20 protein-coding genes and 3 pseudogenes are annotated in these 22,790 nt (G+C 70.5%); 12 read left to right on the forward strand and 11 right to left on the reverse strand.

Annotation, left to right across the window (positions count from 1 at the left end; genetic code table 11):
• Nucleotides 1–280: 280 nt before the first annotated feature.
• Nucleotides 281–805, reverse strand: coding sequence for a DinB family protein (locus J7E97_RS18905; RefSeq protein WP_215028567.1), 525 nt, complete (start codon nucleotides 803–805; stop codon nucleotides 281–283).
• A 205-nt stretch (nucleotides 806–1,010) separates the two neighbouring features.
• Entirely contained in the window at nucleotides 1,011–2,540 is a 1,530-nt protein-coding gene (locus J7E97_RS18910) for a hypothetical protein (protein WP_215028569.1), read from the reverse strand.
• A 358-nt stretch (nucleotides 2,541–2,898) separates the two neighbouring features.
• Between J7E97_RS18910 and J7E97_RS18915 the strand changes: the two genes are divergently transcribed.
• On the forward strand, nucleotides 2,899–3,804 hold the full coding sequence (locus tag J7E97_RS18915; RefSeq protein WP_215028571.1) for a Gfo/Idh/MocA family protein: 906 nt from the start codon (nucleotides 2,899–2,901) through the stop codon (nucleotides 3,802–3,804).
• Between the two features lie 54 nt (nucleotides 3,805–3,858).
• Here J7E97_RS18915 and lnt read toward each other — a convergent pair whose 3' ends face one another.
• From lnt to J7E97_RS18940, 5 genes are all read right to left on the reverse strand, one after another.
• Entirely contained in the window at nucleotides 3,859–5,436 is a 1,578-nt protein-coding gene (gene lnt / locus J7E97_RS18920; RefSeq protein ID WP_215028573.1) for an apolipoprotein N-acyltransferase, read from the reverse strand.
• 163 nt (nucleotides 5,437–5,599) lie between these two features.
• Nucleotides 5,600–6,070 carry a nuclear transport factor 2 family protein gene (locus tag J7E97_RS18925; RefSeq protein WP_215028575.1) on the reverse strand — a complete coding sequence of 157 codons (471 nt, stop codon included), beginning with the start codon at nucleotides 6,068–6,070 and terminating at the stop codon, nucleotides 5,600–5,602.
• A 54-nt stretch (nucleotides 6,071–6,124) separates the two neighbouring features.
• Nucleotides 6,125–6,316 (reverse strand): hypothetical protein, encoded by a 192-nt coding sequence (locus J7E97_RS18930; RefSeq protein WP_215028577.1) that lies wholly within the window; start codon nucleotides 6,314–6,316, stop codon nucleotides 6,125–6,127.
• 114 nt (nucleotides 6,317–6,430) lie between these two features.
• On the reverse strand, nucleotides 6,431–7,309 hold the full coding sequence (locus J7E97_RS18935; protein WP_215028579.1) for an undecaprenyl-diphosphate phosphatase: 879 nt from the start codon (nucleotides 7,307–7,309) through the stop codon (nucleotides 6,431–6,433).
• Between the two features lie 48 nt (nucleotides 7,310–7,357).
• A complete protein-coding gene (locus J7E97_RS18940) occupies nucleotides 7,358–8,158 on the reverse strand; it encodes a TVP38/TMEM64 family protein (RefSeq protein WP_215028581.1) in 801 nt (266 codons plus the stop codon).
• Between the two features lie 405 nt (nucleotides 8,159–8,563).
• Between J7E97_RS18940 and J7E97_RS18945 the strand changes: the two are divergent.
• The 5 genes and pseudogenes from J7E97_RS18945 to J7E97_RS18965 all read left to right on the forward strand — a co-directional run.
• Nucleotides 8,564–8,830, forward strand: a pseudogene (locus tag J7E97_RS18945) (GTP-binding protein); the annotation flags it as partial.
• Between the two features lie 49 nt (nucleotides 8,831–8,879).
• Nucleotides 8,880–10,373, forward strand: a complete 1,494-nt coding sequence (locus tag J7E97_RS18950) for a recombinase family protein (RefSeq protein WP_215028583.1) — start codon at nucleotides 8,880–8,882, stop codon at nucleotides 10,371–10,373.
• 163 nt (nucleotides 10,374–10,536) lie between these two features.
• On the forward strand, nucleotides 10,537–10,665 hold the full coding sequence (locus J7E97_RS18955; protein ID WP_308346579.1) for a helix-turn-helix domain-containing protein: 129 nt from the start codon (nucleotides 10,537–10,539) through the stop codon (nucleotides 10,663–10,665).
• A gap of 341 nt (nucleotides 10,666–11,006) precedes the next feature.
• Nucleotides 11,007–12,218, forward strand: a complete 1,212-nt coding sequence (locus J7E97_RS18960) for a helix-turn-helix domain-containing protein (RefSeq protein WP_215028586.1) — start codon at nucleotides 11,007–11,009, stop codon at nucleotides 12,216–12,218.
• Between the two features lie 304 nt (nucleotides 12,219–12,522).
• Nucleotides 12,523–12,903: a hypothetical protein gene (locus J7E97_RS18965; RefSeq protein WP_215028587.1), complete on the forward strand. Its 381-nt coding sequence runs from the start codon at nucleotides 12,523–12,525 to the stop codon at nucleotides 12,901–12,903.
• Between the two features lie 435 nt (nucleotides 12,904–13,338).
• Here J7E97_RS18965 and J7E97_RS18970 read toward each other — a convergent pair.
• Nucleotides 13,339–14,187: pseudogene (locus tag J7E97_RS18970) on the reverse strand (class I SAM-dependent methyltransferase); the annotation flags it as partial.
• Between the two features lie 373 nt (nucleotides 14,188–14,560).
• Between J7E97_RS18970 and J7E97_RS18975 the strand changes: the two are divergent.
• The gene (locus J7E97_RS18975; RefSeq protein WP_215028588.1) at nucleotides 14,561–14,944 is read left to right on the forward strand and encodes a hypothetical protein; all 384 of its coding nucleotides are present in this window, start codon (nucleotides 14,561–14,563) and stop codon (nucleotides 14,942–14,944) included.
• Between the two features lie 198 nt (nucleotides 14,945–15,142).
• On the opposite strand, the gene J7E97_RS18980 is transcribed toward J7E97_RS18975, so the two are convergent.
• The gene (locus J7E97_RS18980; protein ID WP_285428409.1) at nucleotides 15,143–16,411 is read right to left on the reverse strand and encodes an IS4 family transposase; all 1,269 of its coding nucleotides are present in this window, start codon (nucleotides 16,409–16,411) and stop codon (nucleotides 15,143–15,145) included.
• A 220-nt stretch (nucleotides 16,412–16,631) separates the two neighbouring features.
• Between J7E97_RS18980 and J7E97_RS18985 the strand changes: the two are divergent.
• From J7E97_RS18985 to J7E97_RS18995, 3 genes and pseudogenes are all read left to right on the forward strand, one after another.
• Nucleotides 16,632–17,441 (forward strand): annotated as a pseudogene (locus J7E97_RS18985) (EF-Tu/IF-2/RF-3 family GTPase); the annotation flags it as partial.
• A 101-nt stretch (nucleotides 17,442–17,542) separates the two neighbouring features.
• Entirely contained in the window at nucleotides 17,543–18,484 is a 942-nt protein-coding gene (locus J7E97_RS18990) for a patatin-like phospholipase family protein (RefSeq protein WP_215028590.1), read from the forward strand.
• Nucleotides 18,485–18,494: 10 nt separating this feature from the next.
• Complete coding sequence (locus J7E97_RS18995; RefSeq protein ID WP_215028592.1) at nucleotides 18,495–19,343, forward strand: spermidine synthase; 849 nt, start codon at nucleotides 18,495–18,497, stop codon at nucleotides 19,341–19,343.
• On the opposite strand, the gene J7E97_RS19000 is transcribed toward J7E97_RS18995, so the two are convergent.
• Both J7E97_RS19000 and J7E97_RS19005 read right to left on the reverse strand, forming a co-directional pair.
• Nucleotides 19,330–20,691 carry an MFS transporter gene (locus J7E97_RS19000; protein WP_215028594.1) on the reverse strand — a complete coding sequence of 454 codons (1,362 nt, stop codon included), beginning with the start codon at nucleotides 20,689–20,691 and terminating at the stop codon, nucleotides 19,330–19,332. The two genes, J7E97_RS18995 and J7E97_RS19000, sit on opposite strands and share 14 nt — an antisense overlap.
• Before the next feature lie 84 nt (nucleotides 20,692–20,775).
• Complete coding sequence (locus J7E97_RS19005) at nucleotides 20,776–21,837, reverse strand: hypothetical protein (RefSeq protein ID WP_215028597.1); 1,062 nt, start codon at nucleotides 21,835–21,837, stop codon at nucleotides 20,776–20,778.
• 95 nt (nucleotides 21,838–21,932) lie between these two features.
• Between J7E97_RS19005 and J7E97_RS19010 the strand changes: the two genes are divergently transcribed.
• Both J7E97_RS19010 and J7E97_RS19015 read left to right on the forward strand, forming a co-directional pair.
• Nucleotides 21,933–22,385 carry a DUF4442 domain-containing protein gene (locus J7E97_RS19010; protein WP_215028600.1) on the forward strand — a complete coding sequence of 151 codons (453 nt, stop codon included), beginning with the start codon at nucleotides 21,933–21,935 and terminating at the stop codon, nucleotides 22,383–22,385.
• A 172-nt stretch (nucleotides 22,386–22,557) separates the two neighbouring features.
• Nucleotides 22,558–22,710: a DUF2191 domain-containing protein gene (locus tag J7E97_RS19015; RefSeq protein WP_215028602.1), complete on the forward strand. Its 153-nt coding sequence runs from the start codon at nucleotides 22,558–22,560 to the stop codon at nucleotides 22,708–22,710.
• Nucleotides 22,711–22,790 lie beyond the last annotated feature (80 nt).

The following is a 22,790-nucleotide window of genomic DNA, read 5'->3' on the forward strand; positions in this document are numbered from 1 at the left end:
GCCCCGGGCCCGCCCCGCGGCGCGTGCCGGGGCGGCGCCCCCGGGGTGCTGGGCGCGGCCGCCGGCTGCGCGGAGGGCGGGGTCACGTTCACACATCCGGAGACGGCCGAAACGGCACAGGCGACTCCGAGCAGCAGTTTTGTCGTGGTTCGGGTTGGATGCACCCGGCAACTCTGCTGGGCGAACACCCCGTTGCGAAAACCCGGAGCCGATATTCACCCCGCACGGGTGACGGCTACTCGCTCCTGGACGCGGCGGACGCCCGCGCGTTGACCGGAGGCTACTCGCCGGTGGCGCCGTCGAGGTGCTCCCGCAGCAGGTCCGCGTGGCCGTTGTGCCGCGCGTACTCCTCGATCATGTGGTGGTAGACCCAGCGCAGGCTGAACACCTCGCCCCGGCGGTGGCTTTCGGCTTCGGAGGTGAGGTCCAGCGAGCGGCCGGCCGCGGCCTGCCGGGCCAGCTCGACCTCGGTCCGCCACACCTCCTCGGCCTGGGCGCCCGTGGCCTTGTCGGTGAAGTGGAAGTCCCCGTCGGGGTCTTCGTCCGTGCTGTACAGCTCGGGCAGCTCCTCGCCCAGCATGATCTCCCGGAACCAGTACCGTTCGACCTCGGCCATGTGCCGCACCAGCCCCAGCAGGCTCAGTTCGGACGGCAGCAGAGGGGTGGAGCGGAGCTGCTCGTCGGAGAGGCCCTGGCACTTCCAGGTCAAGGTGGAGCGGTGGTAGTCGAGCCAGCCGTCGAGCATGTCGCGCTCGTCCGCCGTGGTGGCGGGTTCGACGCGGTGGGATCCGTCATTGATGGTCATGGCCCCCATTCTGCTCGAACCCGTCCGGGGCCACTGGCTGCGTAGGTGAGAAGGGAGAACGTTTGTAGACGAGTTGCAGGAGCAGTCGCTTGTTGCTGATGTCCGGAATGTTGCTGAGATGTGGAAACGCTTCTCTGGTGTGTCGACGCCAGTCGATGGTCCACGGAGGTTGCCGTGCCTGTGATCGCTACGTGGTCGTCGTCTGTCAGCGGCGGACGGCCGTCGGCACGGTGGCGGCGCCGTTCAGGCAGTGGTCGAGGAGTGCGTGCATGTGCGGAACGGGGAGTGCCGGGTTGGACGCAGCGCCCTCGGCGGTATGGGGGTCGGCGAGGAGGGTCTCCAGGGCTTCCGGTGACAGGCTCGGGTTGGTGGCCGCTGCCCGGCGCACCGACGCGTCGGGGTCCTCCAGCGGGGGGTCGGGCAGGGCGGGATCGGCTGCGGCCAGGGCCCTTACCTCGGGGTCCGGGTGGTCGACGAGGTGGGCCCGGCCGGTACGGGGGAACGCGGGCAGGGCCAGCAGGTGCGGACGGTGGGCCGGGCGGGTGACGAAGACATCCAGGAGGAGGTGCGGCGGAGCCAGCGGGTGGTGGCAGGCCAGCCGGATCCTCACCTCCTCGTCGTCGTCCTGCGCGAGCGTCTCGGCGAGTTCCGCCGGCAGGCCCGGCCAACTTGCCGCAACCCGGCGGAGCGCCGGTTCCTCGGACACCGCACAGGAGGCGAACCACTCGGGCGACGGCCCGACGTCCGGCTCGATATCCGACGTGGTGAACGGCTCGCCGATCGGGCAGGTGCAGTCAGGACCGTGCCCGATGACCTGATCGATCGCCCCGTACTCCGCCCAGGTACGGGTGAAGGATTGGAGGCGCGCGCACATCCGCACGTACTCGTGCGGGTCCTGCCTCAACTCCGCCACCAGGTCCGGTCCCACGTCGGGCCGGGCGGCGACCGACGCGCGGACCTCCGCGTCGGGGTGGCGGGCGAGCCGGGCGAGGGCGTAGGCCGGGGTGTGCGGGTTGCGGGCCAAGGGGAGCACCGTGCCGTCCGCGAAGCACTGCTCGACGAGCGCGGGGGTCAGAGCACATGCATCGAACACGAATGCGTTGCGCGAGCCGAAGGACGGCAGTCTGGCCTCCACCCGTTCCGGGTCCTGCCGCCAGTTCCTGTCCTGCGCGGCTTCACGGACCGCGGGGTCCGGATCGTCGAGCAGCCCCGCCCGCTGCGCCGGTGTGAGTGACTCCCACCTCCAAGTCGCCCGTATCCGGAGTTCGGGGTGCTCGTGGCCGGCGATGGAGCGGAAGAAGGACAGGGGGATCTGCCGGGACGAATCGAGCTCCCCGATGATCTCCTTCGCGGTGACCTTGCCGTCCTCGCCCGCGTCCTGGGCCATCAGGAGGGTCACGAGGATGTCGTCCGGCAGCGGTCGGATCCATCGGGGGTAGTGACGGGGACGGGGGCCGGAGGCGAGCCACCCGCGGACGATCCCCGACGGGTCCGTCGCCAAGGGGGCGAGCCGCGCCGGGTCGACGTACCGGTTGCGGGCGAGCGCGCGGCGGATGACGTAGTCCGGATGGCACAGGACCGCGTCGATGATGGCGTCAGGCAGGTCACGACCCTCGCACATCAGCAGGCCGGCTTCACCGGCCGCTCGATCCAGCAGGCGTACCAGTACGTCGGAGGGCGCCGCCGGATTGAAGGCGATGCCGCGCAGCCACGGTTCATGCAGAGAGTCGGACACTGCGTCATCCTGTCACCTCGCCTCCTGAACCGGGCCGCCCGACCACGACCGCGGCGGCGGTTACCGGCGGCTCTGTCCGCAGGGCTTCGGACCACGTGGCGAGGTCTTGCTCATGATGCGCACGCTGACCCGTACGCGGCACACCGCCAGGCTCCGCATCCACCCCCGCCGGGGGAACGCACGATATCCGGGGCAAGCCAATCAACCGGGCGTTGCTGAAACTCGGCTACAACGTCTTCCGCGCCCACGGGGTGTTCTCGCTCTTGGACAACGAACGCTCTCGCTACTGACCGACAAAGCCAGGGCCACCAACGATTAGGCTGCGCACATCCCACGAGGAACAACCTGGAGGCTCTCGGTGAAGGTCGGCTGTATCGGACTCGGCGACATCGCGCAGAAGGCGTACCTGCCCGTCCTCACCGCCCGCCCAGGGCTCGAACTGCACCTGCAGACCAGGACCCCGGCCACCCTCGAGCGGGTCGGTGCCCTCCATCACGTCCCGGCCGAGCGCCTGCACACCGACCTCGACTCCCTGCTCGCGCAGAAGCTCGACGCGGCCTTCGTACACGCTTCGACCGCCGCCCACCCCGAGATCGTGGAGCGGCTGCTGGAGGCGGGCGTCCCGACGTACGTGGACAAGCCGATCGCCTACGAACTCGCGGACTCGCGGCGCCTGGTCGAACTGGCCGAGAAGCGCGGGGTCTCGCTCGCCGTCGGCTTCAACCGCCGCCACGCGCCCGGCTACGCGCAGTGCGCCGACCACCCGCGCGAGCTGATCGTCATGCAGAAGAACCGTGTGGGCCTACCCGAGGACGTGCGGACCTTCGTCCTCGACGACTTCATCCACGTCGTCGACACCCTGCGCTTCCTGCTGCCCGGCGAGGCCGATCAGGTCGACGTACGGGCCGTGGTGCGCGAGGGGCTGATGAGTCAGGTGGTGCTCCAGATGTCGGGCGCCGGCTTCACGGCGCTCGGCATCATGAACCGCCTCTCCGGCTCGACGGAGGAGGTCCTGGAGGCGTCCGGGCAGGACACCAAGCGCCAGGTGGTCAACCTCGCGGAGATCATCGACCACAAGGGCCAGCCGACGATCCGGCGGCGCGGGGACTGGGTGCCGGTCGCCCGCCAGCGCGGCATCGAACAGGTGGTGGACGCCTTCCTGGAGGCCGTGGAAGCCGGCCGGACCCTCAGCGCGCGCGACGCGCTGCGCACGCACGAGCTGTGCGAGCGGGTGGTGGAGTCCGCTCTGGAGCAGGCTTCCTGAGCGATCCTCCCGGCGGCTCGTCCGGCTTGTTCGGCCGGATCCGAAAGGGACGGCCTAGTTCTTGCTGGGAAGTTCCCCGAGTGGCTCGGGGACCGGCGTGCCGGCCGGTGTCCCGGCCGGTGTGCCGAGCCGTACGGAGCGGACGCCCCCGGCCGCGCAGCAGGCGGCCAGGGCGGCCAGTGCCGCGCCCACCGGCCAGTCCCCGAAGCGGACGTACAGGGTCGTGCCCCGGGCGAGCGGGACCTCGTACACCCGTGCCTCACGCGCCGAGGTGGACAGCGCCGGACCGACCCGCTCGCCCGACGGGCCGTGCACCTCGCTGATGCCGGTGAGCGTGGCGTGGACCATGGGGCGGCCCGTCTCGGCGGCGCGCAGCGCGGACAGCGAGGCGTGCTGGGCCGGGGCCCAGCCGCCCTGGAAACTGGACGTGGCCGACTGGTCGACCAGCAGCGCGGCGCCGTCCCGGACGAGGTTGCGGCTCATGTCGGGGAACGCCGACTCGAAGCAGACCAGCGGGGCGATCCGGACGTCCGCCCGGCCGGGCAGGTCCATCAGGACCTGGGCGCCGCCCGGGACGCGGTTCTCGCCGGCCGCCTTGCCGACCGAGGTGGCCCAGCCCAGCAGCGCGCGGGCCGGCACGTACTCGCCGAAGGGCACCAGGCGCATCTTGTCGTACCGGTCGCCGGTCGGGCCGCCCGGTCCGACGAGGACCGCCGATTTGCGGATCCCCGGCCGGTCGGCGGGCCGTGCGTCCACGTTGACCAGCAGCGGAGCCCCAACCCGCGCCGACAGGTCGGCGAGCCGCCGGGCCAGGTCCGGGCGGGCCGTCAGGTCCTCCCCGACACTGCTCTCGCCCCACACCACCAGGTCCGGGCGCTGCCCCGCCAGGCTCCGGGTGAGCTCCTCGCCGATGGCGAACCGCCGCTCCGGGGCGTCCGGGCCGTCCGCGACCAGACCCGGCTGTACGACGGCCACGCGCAGGCCGCCCGAGACCTCCGGTCGGGGCGCCCACAGCCACACCACCCCCGTGAGTACCGCGCACCCCGTCACCCCGGCGACCGCCGGGGCCCGGGCCCCGGGTATCGCGACCAGCAGCACCAGCGCGCAGTTCACCGCCACCACGACCAGGCCGACCAGCCAGACCCCGCCCACCGAGGCCAGCCGCAGCGCGGGCGCCACCTGCCACTGACTGGCCCCCAGCAGCCCCCACGGCCCGCCCAGCCCCTGCCACGAACGGGCCAGCTCCGACAGCAGCCAGCCCGACGGTACGAGGACCAGCGCCGCGGCCGCCCGGCCCCCGCTCGGGGCCCCGCCGAGCAACTCCCGCACCAGCAGGGCGAAGGGGATCCACAGCGCGCCCAACAGCGCGGCCAGGACGAACAGGAAGACGTGCAGGCTGGGCAACAGCCAGTGGTGGACCGCGAAGACGAACCCGGCGCCGCCGAGCCAGCCCTCCAGGGCGGCGCGCCGGCCGGTGGGGGCGGACCTCAGCAGCAGCATCCAGGGCACGAGGGCGACGTAGGCGAACCACCAGAGCGCGGGGGCGGGGAAGGCGAGGCAGGGCAGCGCACCGGCGGCGACGGCCGCCGCCGCACGCCGCCGTGCCACCCGCTTCGAGACCGTCAGCACCATGAGGGGCCTCCGCTTCCAGTGTGGAACAGCCCTGTGGTTCGCGCCCTGTGGTTCACGCCCGGTGGTTCACGCCCGCTGGTTCACGCCCGCTGGTTTACGCCCGCTGGTTCACGCCCTGTCGTTCGCGCCCTGTGGTTCACGAGACCCGCGGTTCACGTCCGGGTCAGAACGACGTGTGCCGCCACTTCTCGTGGACGGTGACCCGGGAGAGCCGCCAGCCGGAACGGGCGGTGCGGACGAGGGCGAAGGCGTAGCGGCCCGCGGCGACGAAATTCGGCGCGGTGACCGTGCCGTCGGACTCCTCACCGGCCAGCCGCATCGGGTTGAGGAAGTCCGCCCGGACCTCCGCGGTGTCACCGGGGGAGCCGCCCAGGTCCGCCACCCGGATCAGCCGGTTGACGATGAGGTGCTGGCGCACCGGAAACAGCTTCATCGTCTCCGCGAGCCAGTCCGCGACCTCCCCGGCCGGCCCCTCGACCCCGCCCGCCGAGCCGTAGTCGGCCCGCCCGCCCGGGGCGAACAGGGCGCGGTAGGCGGCCCAGTCGCCGTCGTCGACGGCCACCGCGTACCCCGTGACCACTTCGTCGATCGCCAGCCGGTCCATCACGGTCGCAAGGTCCACACGCTGCGTCATCGGGTCAGTGTGAGGGTGCGGGGCGCGGAGGCCAAGGGGCGTGCGGGAACGGGATCACCGGGCGTCCGGGCAGTGACCGGAACGCGCCTCCCGGGGCCGGACCACGACCAGGAACGCGTCACTGTCCAGGTCCATCACGACCTCTACCGAAACCCCCTCGCGGGCCCGCTGCGCCGCGTACTCCTCGGCCGGCCAGCTCCCCCTCGGACTGCCGGCCGGAAACCGCTCCAATACCACTCGACCCATGGGACACCCCCTGATGCTCAGCTTCAGGCCTCTCCAAGCACAACGACGCGCAGGCCGCCCGGGAACGTTCCCGAGCGGCCTGCGATTCACGCGAAGCGGTGAGCGGTGCCCGTACTAGCCGGCCGACTCGCCGGCGTGGGGGCTCAGCACACCCATGCCGATCAGCACGAACAGCAGGATGCCCAGCAGGATCCGGTAGATCACGAAGGGCATGAAGCTCTTGCTGGAGATGAATTTCATGAACCAGGCGATGACCACGTACCCGACGACGAAGGCGACGACCGTCGCGAAGATCGTGGGGCCCCAGGAGATGTGGCCCGGGTCCTCGATCACGTCCTTGATCTCGAACAGGCCCGAGGCCAGCACGGCCGGGATGGCGAGGAGGAAGGAGTAGCGGGCCGCCGCCTCGCGGGTGAAGCCCAGCAGCAGGCCGCCGGAGAGCGTCGCACCGGAGCGGGAGACGCCCGGGATCAGGGCCATAGCCTGGCAGAGGCCGAAGATCAGGCCGTCCTTGACGCCCAGCTCCTTGAGCGTCTTGCGCTCGCGGATGGCGCGGTGCCGGCCGCCTTCCTCGTCGCGCGCGGCCAGCCGGTCCGCGACGCCGAGCACGATTCCCATCACGATGAGGGTGGTGGCGATCAGGCGCAGATCGCGGAACGGGCCCTCGATCTGGTCCTTGAAGGCGAGGCCGAGCACGCCGATCGGGATCGAGCCGACGATCACCAGCCAGCCCATCTTGGCTTCCTGCTCGGAACGCAGCGCCTTGGTGTACAGCGAGCGGAACCACGTGGAGACGATCCGCGCGATGTCCTTGCGGAAGTAGATCAACACGGCGGCCTCGGTGCCGATCTGCGTGATGGCGGTGAAGGCCGCTCCCGGATCGTGCCAGCCGGCGAACGCCGCGGTCAGCCGCAGGTGGGCGCTGGAGGAGATCGGGAGGAACTCCGTAAGCCCCTGGACGAGACCGAGGATTAGGGATTCGAACCAGCTCATGTCGGGGTGCGCTCGTCCTTGTGATCGTCGGGCAGTTCGGTTCCGATGCTAGGGCCCGTGGGGTGCCGCCGTGACCACAGGGGGGTGTACGGGCGTCAGTTCGCGGGTCGGCAGGGGTTGTCGGCCCGGCGATCGCCCGGTCCGGGACGCCGTCTGGGGCGCCGTCCGGGGCGCGGCTCGGCGCGCGGACTCGCCTGCGGGCACGAGGTGGTGCCGCTTGCGCCACGCGACGACCGCCGCCCCCACCGCGGAGAGGGCGATGAAGCCGAACGAGGCGAGGAACGCGGGGGAGGTCGGGGAGGAGGCGCTGGCCCCCGCGACGACGTACGCGGCCGTGTTCGGGATCACGCCGATCGCGGTGGCGAGGAGGAAGGGGAGCAAGCCGCAGCGGGTCATCGCGGCCCCGTAGTTGGCGACGGCGAAGGGCAGGCCGGGGAAGATCCGGACCGCGAGCATCGAGCGGAAGCCGTGCCGGGCCAGCTGGTCGTCGGCCGCTCGCAGCCAGCGGCCGCGGATCAGCGGGCGCAGGGCGTCCCGGCCCATCAGCCGGCCGAGGCCGAAGGAGATCCCGGCGCCGACGACCGAGCCGGCGACCGCCGCGGCCAGGCCGAACTGGGATCCGAAGAGGGCGCCCGAGGCCAGGTTCAGCAGGGGACGCGGCACCAGGGCGGCCGTGCACACCCCGTACGCCCCGGCGAAGAGCAGCACGGCCGCGCCGACCGGAAGCCCCGGGGGCCAGCCCTCCGAGAGCAGGCGCTGGGGCTCGAACAGCACGACGCACACCCCGGCCGCCAGGAGCAGCACGACGAGCAGCGAGAGCCGGGTCCACGGCGCGAGGAGGAGGGACATTCCGGGAGACTAACCGACCCGTATGACCCCGCGCCGTAATCCGGGGCCTCATGCGGTCGAACGACCCGGGGCGGCCGCGGGTTCCCCGCAGTGCCCGAGGCGCTCAAGAATCACCGGCCGCGGGGCGGTCCGGCGAATAACCATTCGACGGGCCGGGTCCGGCCCGGCAGGATCAGCCACATGTCCCGGTACGCCTTCCCCGCAGCGCCGTCCGCAGTCGCGGACGCGCCGAAGGCTGCCGTCCTCGCAGAGCTCGCCGCAGGGGCACCCGCACCCGCACCGGCACCCGCATTCGGCGGCGCACGAAGCTGACCCTTCCCGGATCGTCCGGCGGACCCCACAGGGGGAGGGTCGGTTCGCTCAGGGGGTCCCGTATTTCGAGCTTCGATCACACGGGAAGACATCATGGCCAAGACGGCCTTCGTGCGCACCAAGCCGCACCTGAACATCGGCACCATGGGTCACGTCGACCACGGGAAGACGACGTTGACCGCCGCCATCACCAAGGTCCTCGCCGCCCGCGGCGACGCCTCCTTCGTGCCGTTCGACCGCATCGACCGGGCCCCCGAGGAGGCCCGGCGCGGGATCACCATCAACCTCACGCACGTCGAGTACGAGACCGGCACCCGGCACTACGCGCACGTCGACATGCCCGGCCACGCCGACTATGTAGTCGGTTCACCCTGTCATAGTGAGATCCGACCGTCACAGGGTGGGGAACGTGGAAGAGATAGACCTGTATCTGCGTAAGAGCAAGATTGTGCGGGAAGGTGTCGAGGCGCTGACCTTCCAAACGCAGGAGGATCGCGGCCGTTCGTGGGCTGAGCAGCACGGGTACCGGGTGCGGAGGGTCTGGAAGGACAACCTCAGTGCGTGGACCGACACCAAGCGGCCTGAGTTCGATCACGCACTGGTCGCGCTCAAGCGCGAGGAGGTTCCTGCCCTCTGGTGTTATGCCGTGGACCGGTTCAGCCGGAAGGGCGCGGGGGTAGTCGCCGGGCTGCTGGACGCGGGTACTCGTCTGATCTTCGACTATGAGCGGCTGGACAGCGCCGAACCCCGGGACCGTGAGCGCATCATCATGGACGCCGAACGGGCCAAGTCGTCGTCCGACTTGCTGTCATACAGGGTTCGGGACACGAAGGGCACTCAGCGACGCAAGGGCGTATGGCTGTCCGCTGCCCCGTACGGGCTCCAAAAGGACGCGGAAGGCAAGCTGCATCAGGCGGCCGGTTGGCCCGTAGTGCTGCGCATTCTGGATGAGATCAGCAATGGCACGTCGGCGCGCAGCGTGGCCCGTGGCCTGACAGCCGACGGAATCCCTTCGCCGAAGGGCGGGAGTTGGGGTGCTTCCACCGTCCGCCGAATCGTGGCCAATCCCGTATACGAGGGCTGGCAGGTGGTCGCCCTCTCGCGCGAGCGCACGTGGCCTGTGGCTTACAGGGACGCTGCGGGGAAGCGTGTACGGGTGTTCGCTGCTGACGTGCATCCAGTTCCGACGGAGTTGGTAGAACGTGCCCGGCGCGTACAGGCGGGTCATCAGCGCGGAGCTCTCGGCACACGTGTTGGGCGAGCCTCTCACCTGCTGACTGACCTTCTCCGCTGCGCCGGCTGTGGCTCCAGGATGCCAACCATGGGCCGTTCGTACGTCTGCAACGGCCATGCCATGGGGAAGCCGTGCCCTGCTCCCGCCTCAATCATGCGGGTGCGCATCGAGGAGTACATCATTTCCCGCTGGTTCGCGGAGGTTGCCTACGCGGAGATGTTCGACCCCTTGATGATCGCGGTTGCGGAGCGCTGGGCGGCACTGACGGTGCCAGAGGCGAGCGAGGACGCACGGGAGGCTGTGGCGGCCGTAAAGGCTGCCGAAGCAGCCATCGAGCAGCTTGCCAACGACCGCGCTGCGGGTCTCTACGGCGGCGCCATGGGCAAGCACTTCCCGAGACTCGTCAGCGAAGCCGAGGAGACCCTTCGGGAAGCACAGGAGAACGCAGCTCGGTACTCGGGCCTGCGCGTTGACCTCACAATGTTCGATGACCACCACATGCTTGACGCGGCGTGGGAGGCCGCAGACACCCCCATGCGCCGCGATCTTCTGCGGGTCGCGATCGCCGGAATTACCGTGACGCAGGCTGCGCGCCGTGGTGCGCCCTTCGACGGCGATGCACGCTGTGACATCCGATGGGCGCAGCCTGCCGGGGTCGAGACCGAATAGGCCTGCGTGAGCACCGTTCGAGGCCCGTCGCTGGGGAAAGCCCGGCGGCGGGCCGCTCGGCGCTCCTGGCGGCGTGTGTGCGGCCTTCGGACGTCGCACCCTCGTCTCCGCTGCACGTTCGGACGCTGCCAGGGCTCAGGGTCGTACGGGTGGGCGCCCCGCTGTGATGGACGCTGACAAGCTCGCTGCGGCCAAGGCTCGCAAGGCTCAGGGCGAGAGCGTCACGGCCATTGCCAAGGCGCTCAAGGTGTCTCGCGCAACGCTGTACCGGGCACTGGGCGACTCCGAGTGACCTGACCTGACTTGAGAGACCGTCTGCCCATGCTGGCAGGCGGTCTTTCGCATGTCCGGACCTGGGGAGGGAGGGCGCGAGCAAAGTTCAGGCGGAACCTACCTCAGCGATCCCGGCTCAAGCTCGGAACGCGCGCGCTGGGTGTAAGCCCGTTTCCCCGCCCCCATGGGCTGATGACCTGCGGGAATGCCTGTATGGCGGGGTGAGAACGACCTGGTTAAGAGGCGGGGAGGGCCCTCTTAACGGGGAGATCGGGGACCGGAACGTAATGGCAGACCGCTCCCTGTACGGGTTTTGACGTCGATCACACAGGCTCGCCGCTCGGGCGTAGCTTCTGAGTCATGGCTACTGAGCACCTGGGCGACCGCATGGCCAGACTGCGCCGTCTCGCTGACCTCACCCAAGAGGGACTGTCAGAGCGTTCCGGAGTATCCGTGGACGTGATCCGCAAGCTTGAGCAGCATCGGAAGCACAGCGCCCGCCTGCCGACGCTGCATTCGCTCGCCAAGGGACTCGGCGTGGAGCTGACGGGTCTTCTGGGGGATCCGCCGGGCGTGCCGTCCAGTGGCGATGCCGAACCGCCTCAGCTCGTAGCCGTCCGGCGCGCGATCATGCCTCCCTTGTTCGCTCCGCCCGTTGAGCCGACGGGGGTTGAACGGCTGTCGCTGCCTCTCCTCCGGGCCGAACTGGCGGAGGGGTGGACTCTGTACCACGCGGCGGAGTTCGGCCGTCTCATGGACGTACTGCCCGGGATCATCGCCGATGCACGCCTACTCGCTGCGGTGGGAAACCCGGGGCAACGGGCAGCCGGTCAAGCGGCGCTCGGCAAGGCACTGCAACTCGGCGGACACCTTGCCATCCGGCTCGGGAAGACCGACCTTGCCCTGTCCGCTCTGGAGCGTGCCTACGTTGCCGCCGGAGACTCGTCGGACCCGTTGCTTGCCCCGATGGTCTCGAACTCTGTCGCTTGGGCCTACCAGCGTCAGGCCCGGTTGGACGATGCCCGGAATCTGGCCGTGCACGCTGCGGACGGAGTGGAGCGGGAGCACACGGGAACGTCGGAGGGGGTTCGGGTGTGGGGCGGCTTGCTGATGTCTGCGGCCACGTCCTACGCACGCAGCGACGACTACGCGACCGCCAACGACATGATGGTCACGGCCGAGAGGGCAGCCGGCCGTCTGGCGACGCTCCCGCCTCCCGCTGACAGCAAGCTGGTGTCCGTGTTCAGCCGGTCGTCGGTCCGCATCGAACGCGTCCGCCTGGCCGTCCAGCATGAGCGACCCGAAGAGGCCTTGAGCCTGGCCAAGGGGATGAGACTCAGCACGGACACGCCCCCGTCGTGGCGCACCTGGCTGCTACTGGACGTCGCACGGGCGCACACCGATATCGGGGACGCCGCCGGGGCGGTGAAGGCGCTGGAGAGGCTGCGGCAGGTGGCTCCCGGATGGATGCGCCACCACACGTTGGCGGTGGCGATCGTGTCGGACCTGTGGGCGGGGTCGGCCCGGCCCCCCGGTCTGCGGAAGCTGGCAACTTTTCTGGGGGTCGCCTAAGACCCGAAAACTAGGACGTTGCGTCCCTGTGTGCTTGCTGTCCCCAGCGGGACGATCTCGGGCACGGGCAGACGACCGAAGGACGCAGCGATGGCGACCAGTACAGAGACCGATGCAAGCCGATTCGAGTATGAGACGTTCGCCCCGAAAGGTGAGACGTGCCCCGCCTGTATGAGGCCGATCAAGTCGCTCGACCGTTGCCGCCGGGGGAGCCTTGAGAAGCCCGAAGGGCCAGATGTAGTGGTCTACCGGCATATTGACTGCGCTGACCCGCAGCTTGCCGAGTGCGCCGTAAGGGATCCCGGTGACGGGCTTCAAGCTGGGCGAGAAAGTGTTCGACCGGCAGAATCAGGCCCGGGGCGAGATCGTCAAGCTGTACCCGGCGCCCAACGTGTTGCGGCTGATGGACCCAGGAGGGTTCCAGTGGATCGCCCGTACGGCGTGCTGTGTGCCTCTGAGACGGCGCGCGCCACGGGAGACGCCCCCGGTCCGTATCCCGCCGGGTACGGCCCCCGTGGACTGCCCACCGCATGAACTCAAGGTCGGTGATCACGTCTTAGCCGGTGGTCATCTGATCCCGATTGCCGATCTCCGCTACCGGGCGGGAGCCACCCGCACGATGATCCTCCGCAACGGGGCCGTGTGCGTCGCGGAGAGGACCATCCGCGTCTACCGCAGGTTCTAGACCCAATGCCGTGTAGTTAGGGGCCGGGGTCTGTGTGTCAAGCAGGCTGAAGGAGAGATGGGGCTCCTGCTAGAACCGTGTCGACCAAGATCACTGTTCAGCAGGAGCCCTATGAACGCCAAGTCTGTGCATTTCTCATGAAGTAGCGGTCGCCGCAGGTCCGTTCGCACCGGGCCATCTGGGGGAGTTAACCCGGATCGTCCCGTTCGAGATGGTCGACTGAACCTGCGCGATTTTTAGGGGCGAGCTGAGCAGTGGGCGCCGCACGCTGGTCGAACCGTATCGGCCCCGGAGTCCTAGCCCAGACACCAGGGAACAAGTAACCCGCTGGTAGCTTTCACGGCTTCATGACCGCGGACTTCTTCGGCTGACGCAGCACGGTCTTGGCTTTGTCGAGGTGCCCGTATACCGTCGACCTCGGCACCCCGAACATGTCAGCGATCTGCTGGACGGTCTTCTCCTGCTCGTCGTCGAGCCGTTGTACTCCAGGTACTGCTCCGCGCCAACGTGCTCCGCCATGCCGATGGAGGAGATCGCGTCGAGCGGGCCGTCGGCCACGTCGCGGTAGTCCTGGACGCGGATCTCGATCCGGTCGGTGAGTCCGGCGTCGGCGACGCGCTTGCGGGCGTACGTCGCCTGCTCGTGGGAGAGAGTGATCCCGACGACGCTCACGCCGTGCTCGCGGGCGGCGTGGATCGCCATCGAGCCCCAGCCGCAGCCGACGTCCAGCAGTCGCCGGCCCGGCGCCAGGGCGAGCTTTCTGCAGACGAGTTCGAGCTTGTCGCGCTGGGCGAGTTCGAGGGTGCTGTCGTCGGACTCCCAGTAGGCGCAGGAGTAGACCATGGACGGGCCAAGGACGAGCTCGTAGAAGTCGTTGCCGACGTCGTAGTGATGGCTGATGGCGCGTCGGTCGGTGCGGCGGGTGTGGAGGTGGCCGGTGCGGCGGCTCTCCTCGCGGGGCGGGGCGGGCGGCAGCGGGGGTCCGGCGAGCTTCACCAGGCCGCGGACGGCTTCGCGGAACTGGGGGTCGCGCACGGCCTGGGCGAGGGTGCGGGCGTTCTCGCCGCGTTCCCAGACGAGGCCGGAGAGCAGGTCGAGGGCGGTGTAGAGGTCGCCCTCGATCTCCGGGTCGCCGGCGACCCAGGCGCGGGCCAGGCCCAGTTCGCCGGGCGAGCGCGGCCTGGTCCTCGGTGAGCTTCGGCCGGCGCCCCCTGACCCGGCCCGGCGGAGGTGCCGGGCACTCCACCGCAACCTGAACGGAGGGTGGGTGCGGCAGTCCGGGATGACCGAATTTTCCCATCCATGTGATGCAGAGGCAAGTTGATTCCGCGTGCAGGTCAACTGATGCTCAAAATGCATCTAATTGGCGTGCGCAGTAGTCTGTTAAGAGAGCGAAATTCGAGCCGCCCGCTTGGGTGTCCAGTGTCCCGCAATGCGCTGCCCCGACCATGCGCTAGCGACCCGGCATCGGTGATGCCTTAGTCTGCCCCCCATTCGAACGACGAGGTCAGTCATGCATAGGCGATTTACGTCCCTTCTTCTGGCAGCAGCGCTGGGCGTCACAACATGCCAGGTTGCAGCGGCGGCTTCCCCCACAACTTCCGGTAGGTCGGGGACGGTTAGGGATACGGTTGCGGTGCCTCTTACCGTGCCGTCCGTGAAGATAGGATCTCAGCCCGATTACCGAACAGCTGTCCGTGGCACCGAAGTCTTTTTCACCGTCACCACAACATTGCAGTTCACTTCCGCCGAAGTTCGTAGTGGCTTCCAGTACGGATGGCGGGTAGAAATATGGGAAGATGATAAAGGCGCGCCGTTCGGTGGTCAGGATGATCGCATATATAGGGGAAAGGCGGCCTTTTTTACTGTGGACAGCACTGAAATGAACGCAACGAGGAGAATCTCGATATCTGCATCTGCCGGTGCGCTCGACACGGAGTCAGGTGATGAGGAGATATACACGTATGTCACTGTATGGAATGACAGCACTGACGGGGTACCCATAGGCCGGCGTAGCGTAACCCACTCTTTCGGGTTTTAAGCCTTCGAAGTCGGCAAACGGTGGAACCGGACGGTATCCGTTACTTACTTGCCCCTGGTGTCCGCGGTAGGAGTGCGGGGCCTAGTCCCAATGCCGTGTAGTTAGCGTTTGGTGTCCGGCGTCAAGGGGTGCGGGTGGTCAGGATGTCGATGCTGAGCTGGCCTTGTAGCTGGTCCTGTCGACGGTGCCTTTGGCGTTCTACTTCGAGATGGCGCGTTTGACGACGCGTGGCCGGGTGCGGATGCGCCGGGCGGGCATGAGGCAGGCCAGGACGCGGCGGCCTATGGTGCCGACGAGGTCGACGGTCGTGTTGTCGAAGATGCCCGCGGCCTGGACGAGCAGGTCGCGGGCGGTGTTCAGCGCGATGGAGAAACTGGCCCGGTCGGGATCGGGGTCCGGCCGAGTACCGGTGGCATCGGCCATGGCCAGTCGCAGGACCTGGTAGGTGACCAGCAGGGCGAAGACTTCCTGAGCGACGCCGGCAGGGGTCCGCGCACGAAGGACCCGGCCGCCCAGAATGGTGGACTTGATCTCCAGGTAGGAGGTCTCGACCTCCCACCGCTCGTGGTAGAGCCTGATCACCTCGATGGCGGGGTGTGTGCGGGGGTCGGTCAGGGTCGTGACGAGACGGTATGCGCAGGTGCGGAGCCCCTGGGAAGTGCCGAGAGTGATTTCGCAGTCGATGACCCGGACCGAAACGGCTCCGAGCCCGGACAGGTAGGAACCGTCCGCGAAGCGTCCCAGGACCGGCAGCCTTCGGTGTTCCTTCACCCGGACCAGGACGTGTGCGCCCGTGCGGGTGATCGCCTCAACCAGTGCCTGGACGGCGAAGTTCCGGTCCAGAAGGACAATCATGCCCTCGCGCAGGCTGCGGACCAGGCTCGGGGCGTAGAACGTCTCACCGTTCGAGGTCGGCCCGAACACCGCGTCCAGAACGGTGCGGGTGCCGCAGGACACCAGGATCAGCAGCCGGAGCGAGGGGTAACCCGCGCCGCCGTTGTTGCAGCGGTGCCGGACGAACTCGGCCTGGTTCGCCGGGCTGTCGGGCACGGCTACCAGCGTGCCGTCGACAGCGCAGACAAGGAGACCCCGCCACCGGGCTCCCACGGTGCCGATCCCGGCAGCCGGCCCGCGCAGCAGGTCGAACAAGCGGCGCAACGGCACAGCCCCGACCCGCTTACGGGCCTGGGCCATGGCACCGGCCGTCGGAGTCGCGGGCTCCAGTCCGTCCAGCCCGGCCGTCAGCCGCTGCCACACCTGCTGCCATCCGATCCCTGGGAACAGGGCCCCGGCCAGAAGCAGGTAGACCACCACCCGTGAGGGAAGATCGCGTATTCGCCGCTGTGTCCTGCCGGCCTCGGCCAGCACCTCGTCGACCATCTCGAACGGGACGATCCGGGTTAACTCCCCCAGATGGCCCGGTGCGAACGGACCTGCGGCGACCGCTACTTCATGAGAAATGCACAGACTTGGCGTTCATAGGGCTCCTGCTGAACAGTGATCTTGGTCGACACGGTTCTAGCAGGAGCCCCATCTCTCCTTCAGCCTGCTTGACACACAGACCCCGGCCCCTAACTACACGGCATTGGGTCTAGACCCCCGCCCCGCTGAGCGGCGGCGAGCAGGACAGTTCAGCGCGATCGGGCCTGCCCCGGTCGGGCTTCCACCATGTGCTGGCCGGGGCATTCGGCAGGTCGGCGTCGACCACATCGTGGTCGCGCTGAACAAGGCCGACGCCGGGGACCCCGAGCTCACCGACCTGGTCGAGCTGGAGGTCCGCGAGCTGCTCACCGCCCACGGCTACGGCGGGGACACCACCCCGGTCGTACGGGTGTCCGGGCTCGGGGCGCTGGAGGGCGAGCCGCGCTGGACCTCGGCGATCGAGGCCCTGCTCGACGCCGTGGACACGTACGTGCCGACGCCCGTGCGGTACACGGACGCGCCGTTCCTAATGCCGGTGGAGAACGTCCTGACCATCACCGGGCGCGGGACCGTCGTCACGGGCGCCGTCGAGCGGGGCACCGTACGCATGGGCGACCGCGTCAGCCTGCTCGGCGGTTCCGGCGAGCCCGTCGAGTCGGTGGTCACCGGGCTGGAGACCTTCGGGAAGCCGATGGAGTCCGCCGAGGCCGGGGACAACGTCGCGCTGCTGCTGCGCGGGGTGCCGCGCGACGCGGTGCGCCGCGGGGACGTGGTGGCGGCGCCCGGCAGCGTCGTGCCGACCCGCCGGTTCACGGCGCGGGTGTACGTCCTGGCCGCCCGGGAGGGCGGCCGCACGACGCCGGTGGCCTCCGGCTACCGGCCGCAGTTCTACATCCGCACCGCCGACGTGGTGGGCGACGTGGACCTCGGCGGGGCGGGCGTCCCCCGGCCGGGGGAGACGGTCACCATGACCGTGGAGCTCGGGCGGGACGTCCCGCTGGAGAGCGGGCTCGGCTTCGCCATCCGTGAGGGAGGCCGCACCGTGGGCGCGGGGACGGTGACCTCGGTCGGGTAGCGGGCCTTCGGACGGAAGGTTCGGGAAGCCCCTTGTGGTGGCGGTGGTCCGGTTGCGCCAGACTGCCGTCACCACTGGCATGCGGGGAGGGGCGGCGGAACATGGGCGGCGAAGGCAGGAACGAGGTCAACGGCGGGGCCGAAGGCGGGGACGGCGGCGGCAACGGAGGGGCCGAAGGCGGCAACGGCGCCGGCAAGGGCACGGCGCTGGTGCTCGGCGGCGGCGGACTGACCGGCGTGGGCTGGGAGGCCGGGATGCTGTACGGGCTCGCCCGCGCGGGCGTCGACCTCTTCGGCGCCGACCTCGTCGTCGGCACCTCGGCCGGTTCGGTCGTCGGCGCGCAGCTCGCCTCCGGACTGCTCACCCCGCAGGAGCTGTACGAGCGCCAGCTCGGCGATCCCGGCGGCGAGCTCCCCGCGAAGCTGGGGGCCTCGCTGATCGGGCGGTACGCCGTCGCGATGGTGCGTTCGCGCGACGCGAAGGCCTACCGGCGGCGCGTGGGCGCCATCGCGCTCGCCGCCGTCACCGAACCGGAGGCGGAGCGCCGCAAGGTGCTGGAAGGCCGCCTCGTCTCGCACGACTGGCCCGAGCGGCGCCTGGTCGTCGCGGCCGTGGACGCGCTGACCGGCGACACGGCCGCCTTCGACCGGGAGAGCGGCGCCGGGCTGGTCGATGCCGTCTCGGCGAGCTGCGCCGTACCGGGGGTGTGGCCGCCCGTGACGGTCGGGGGACGCCGGTTCATCGACGGTGGGGTCCGCTCCGCGACCAACGCCGACCTCGCCGCCGGCTACGCCCGGGTGGTGATCCTCGCGCCGATCTCGATGGGCTCCGGGCTCGTCCCCTCGCCGGCGGCGCAGGCCGCGCGGCTGCGGGCGGCCGGGGCGAAGGTCCTGCTGATCACGCCGTCGGCGGCGGTCCGCAAGGTGTTCGGGCGCAACGTACTGGACCCCGCCCGGCGCGACCCGGCGGCCAGGGCGGGCCTCGCGCAGGCCGCCGAGCACGCCGCGGAGGCGGCCGACGTCTGGGCGGGCCCGGCGGCCTGACAATGGTGCGGTGAGTGACGAACAGATCCCGGTGATCCGGGACGTGGCCCAGGGCACCGCCAAACTGCTGCCGGACGTCGACCGGGAGCGGGCCTGGCTGCTCACCGTGGACGGGGCGCCGCAGTCGTACGTGGACCTCGACGACCCGGAGCACCTGGAGTTCGAGTACGTGCGCCGCCTCGGGCACGTACTGGACTGCGTGGGCGAGCCGGGGACCGCGCTGGACCTGCTGCACCTGGGCGGCGGCGCGCTGACGCTGCCGCGGTACGCGGCGGCGACCCGGCCGGGCTCGCGGCAGGACGTGGTGGAGTTCGACGGCGGACTGGTGTCCCTGGTCGGGGAGTTCCTGCCGGTGGCGGCGGGCGCCGGGATCGAGGTGCACGTCGCCGACGCGCGGGGCTGGCTGGCGTCGGCGCCGGCCGCGAGCGCGGACGTGGTGGTGGGCGATGTCTTCGGGGGCTCCCGGGTGCCGGCTTCGCTGACCTCCGTGGAGTACGCGCGGCAGGTGGCGCGGGTGCTGAGGCCCGGGGGCGTGTACGCGGCGAACCTCGCCGACGGGGCGCCGTTCGGGTTCCTGCGCGGCCAGCTGGCGAACTTCGCGGTGGTGTTCGGGCAGCTGGCGCTGATCGCGGAGCCGGGGGTGCTGCGGGGGCGGAGGTTCGGGAACGCGGTGCTGCTGGCTTCGGACGCGGAGCTGCCGGTCGCGGGGCTTTCGCGGGCGTGCGCGGGTGACGCGTTTCCCGCGCGGGTCGAGGCGGGGGGTGCGCTGGCGCGGCTGATGCGGGGGGCCCTGCCCGTGGAGGATGCCGACGCGGTGGCTTCTCCCGAGCCGCCGGAGGGGGCGTTCAGCCTCGGGTGAGGGGTGCGCCGCTGGTGTCGGGAGCGGAAGCGGGAGCGGGAGCAGGAGCCGCAGCGGGAGCGCGGGCGGGCGCTTTGGCGAGGCCGGGTTCCGGTGATCTGCGGGTCATGTGGCGGACGTCCGGGACGAGGAGGACGGCAGCGGTGACCAGGACGACCAGGGACGCGCAGCCCCAGAGGGCCGAGGTGCGGCCGATGACGGATTCGACCGGGCCGGCGACCGCCGTGGCCAGGGGGAGCATCGACACGGAGCCGAACCAGTCGTAGGCGGAGACCCGGGAGAACTTGTCCTCCGGGATCTCCTGGTGCATCGTCGTCATCCAGCTGACGCCGAACACCTCGATGGCCGTGCCGCTCACGAACATCACCGCGCACAGGCCCCACACCGGCAGCGGCACCGCCAGCCCCGCCGAGGGGAGCGCCAGCGGGAAGACGCACAGCGTTCCGACGAGCAGCAGGCGGCGCGGTTTCCACACCATCATCAGGACGGCCCCGCCGATGGTCCCGAGGCCGAAGAAGCCCAGGGCCAGGCCCCAGGGGGCCGGGCCGCCCAGTTGATCCCGGGCGACCAGGGGACCGTAGACCGCCTCGGCGGCGCCCACGACGGCGACGACTACGGAGAACTGGAGCACGATGCTCCACAGCCACGGGCGGCTGCGGAACTCCACCCAGCCCTCGCGCAGGTCGGCCAGCAGGCCGCCGCCGGGAGCCCGGTCGCCCACGTGGCCGACGTCGAGGAAGGCGCGCAGGGACCCGGCGACGGCGAAGGCGGCCGCGTCCACGGCCAGGACCCAGCCGGGCCCCATCCCGGCGATCATCGCCCCGCCGAGGGCGGCTCCGCCGATGCCGGCGCCGTTCATCGCCATCCGGAAGAGGGCGAAGGCCCGGTTGGCGTGCTCGCCGGAGACGCTGGACAGGAGCATGCCCTCGGCGGCCGGGTTGAAGAAGGCCGTACCGGTTCCGCACAGCGCGGTGAGCAGCATCATCTGCCACAGCCGCGGTTCGCCGGCGAGGACGAGGAGGGCGAAGGCCGCCTGCGAGAGGCAGTTCAGGGCGTTGGCCGCGACCATCACGCGGTGGCGCGGTATCCGGTCGGCGATCGCTCCGCCGACGAGGAGGAAGAGGACGAGCGGCAGGGTGCGGGCGGCGGCCACCAGGCCGACGTCCCCGGCGGAGCCACCGGCGTCGAGCACGGCGAAGGCCGCCGCGATGAGCGCTCCGTGGCTCCCGAGGTTCGTGACGACCGCCGCACCCGTCAGCAGGGTGTAGTTGCGGCCCGCCCAGGCCGGCCGGCGGCGGAACAGGGACGAACGGGGGGCGCCGGAAGAGGGGGAGGGGGGAGAACTCACCCCCGGACTATCCCCGTCCCCGGGCCGGGAATCCAAACGGATAACCGGCCCGGGAGGAAGGGGATGCTTCGGGCAGCGCCCGGATCAGCCGGCGTTGATGCGGATGGTGCTGAGGATCTTCTCGTAGGTCTCCGCGCTCACTTCGCCCTCGACGCCCGCGGCGCCGTAGAGGACCCAGCTGGAGAGGTCACCCTTGGGGGTCGTGAAGCTGAAGGCGATGGACTTGCCGTCGGAGGAGCACTTGTTCTCCTTCGGCAGGCCGGTCACGGCCGCGGTGGCCATGTGGCCCTTGAGCCCGGAGGAGGTGGTGTACTCCTTCGGCTCGGAGACCTTGACGGTGCCCTTCGGTGCCTTCTGCGCGTAGGCGGCGAACACCCAGTTGCCGGCCTCGTTGCGCGCGGCCTCGGCGGTGTCCTTGGCGCCCTGGCCGCCCTTGGTGCCGGTCCCCGCGAGCGAGGTCGACTCCTCCTTGCCGTCCTTGTTCGAGTCGACCTTGCACCAGTCCTCCTTGAGGAAGGCGGGTGCGGACATCATGACGACGGGGGAACCGTCGTTCTTGACGTCGTCCTCGAAGCCGGTGGACATGCCCGAGGACAGGACGTTCCAGTCCGGCGGGACGTCGAAAGCGGTGCCGTACTTCGGGTTGATGACGACCTTCCAGCCCGCGATGACCGGCTTGGCGTCCGCGCCGCCGCGCGGGTTGGTTCCGGGGCTCGCCGGGGCGGACGAGCCGGAGGAGGCCGGGGCGGAGGGGGAACTGGTCGGCTTGTCGTCCGCCTGGTCGGTGGAACCGTCGTCCCGGGTCAGGACGAACGCCCCCATGCCGGCGGCGGCCACGACCACGGCCGAGGCCGCGACGATGGCGACGGTCTTGGTCGAGAAGGGGCTCCCGCCGCGCGGGGGCTGCGGTGCGGAGGGCGGCGGCGGGCCGCCCCACTGCTGTACCGGAACGGTCGGCGGCTGCTGGCCCCACTGCTGGGGGGCGGGCGGCTGCTGCGGATATCCGTAGCCGGGCTGCTGGTCGCCGTACGCCGTCGGCTGCTGCTGGTACGGGTTCGGCGTTCCCGGCTGCTGCTGGTACGGGTTCTGATGCGCGTCCTGGGGGTTCTGTTCTCCCCCGGGCGGCTGCTGCTGTCCTGGCCACATGGCCGGTAACGATAGTGGGAGCGGGAGCGGGGAGCGACGGCCGCCCCCGTACCGGTATGGCCAAGGCCGCTTACTCATGGGTAACATCGCGTTCCATGAGCGCAGACCAGATGAACGTGGGCGAACTGCTCGCCGCGACCGTGCCGATGGCCAAGACCCTGAACCTCCAGTTCCTGGAGACCACCCCCGAGCGTGCGGTCGTCCGGCTTCCCGACCAGCCGGACTTCCACAACCACCTCGGCGGTCCGCACGCCGGCGCCATGTTCACCCTCGCCGAGTCCGCGAGCGGCGCGATCGTCCTGGCCGCCTTCGGCGACCAGCTCACCCGGGCCGTGCCACTCGCCGTCAAGGCCGAGATCGGCTACAAGAAGCTCGCCAAAGGCGTCGTGACGGCCACCGCCACCCTCGGCCGCCCGGCCGCCGAGGTCGTCGCCGAACTCGATGCGGGCGGCCGCCCCGAGTTCCCCGTCACCATCGCCATCCAGCGCGAGGACGAGGCCGTGACCGGCGAGATGACCGTCGTCTGGACGCTGCGCCCCCACGTGTAACGACACCGGTCCGACCCCGCTGGTGCCACGCGGGTGCCGTGCCGGGCGCCGCGACCCGGCGAACCTGTCCGGCCACAGCATTAGAGTCCTTCCCACAACGGATGGAGGGGGTCCCGTGACAGGCCGAGCCAAGGTCAGCATCAGTCTCGACGCCGAGCTCGTGGTGGAGGTGATGGTCCTCGCCGGGGTCGGGTCGCCCCAGGACGCGGTGGAGGCCGTCGTGCGGGACTACATCGCGCGCGGCCACCGCACCGAGGCGCGCGTCCAGCTCCAGGACGAGCCCCGGCGGGAGGCGGACGTGGCGCAGCCGCCGCCGCAGGGCTGAACCTCGGCGGCGCGGTGGCGCGCCTGAAGAGGGCCCGCGCCGGGGGCGGCGCACAGTGGGCGGCGGGAGCGGTCCGGCGC

Origin of the sequence: Streptomyces sp. ISL-66 (assembly GCF_018614135.1) — a bacterium.
Taxonomy (GTDB): domain Bacteria; phylum Actinomycetota; class Actinomycetes; order Streptomycetales; family Streptomycetaceae; genus Streptomyces.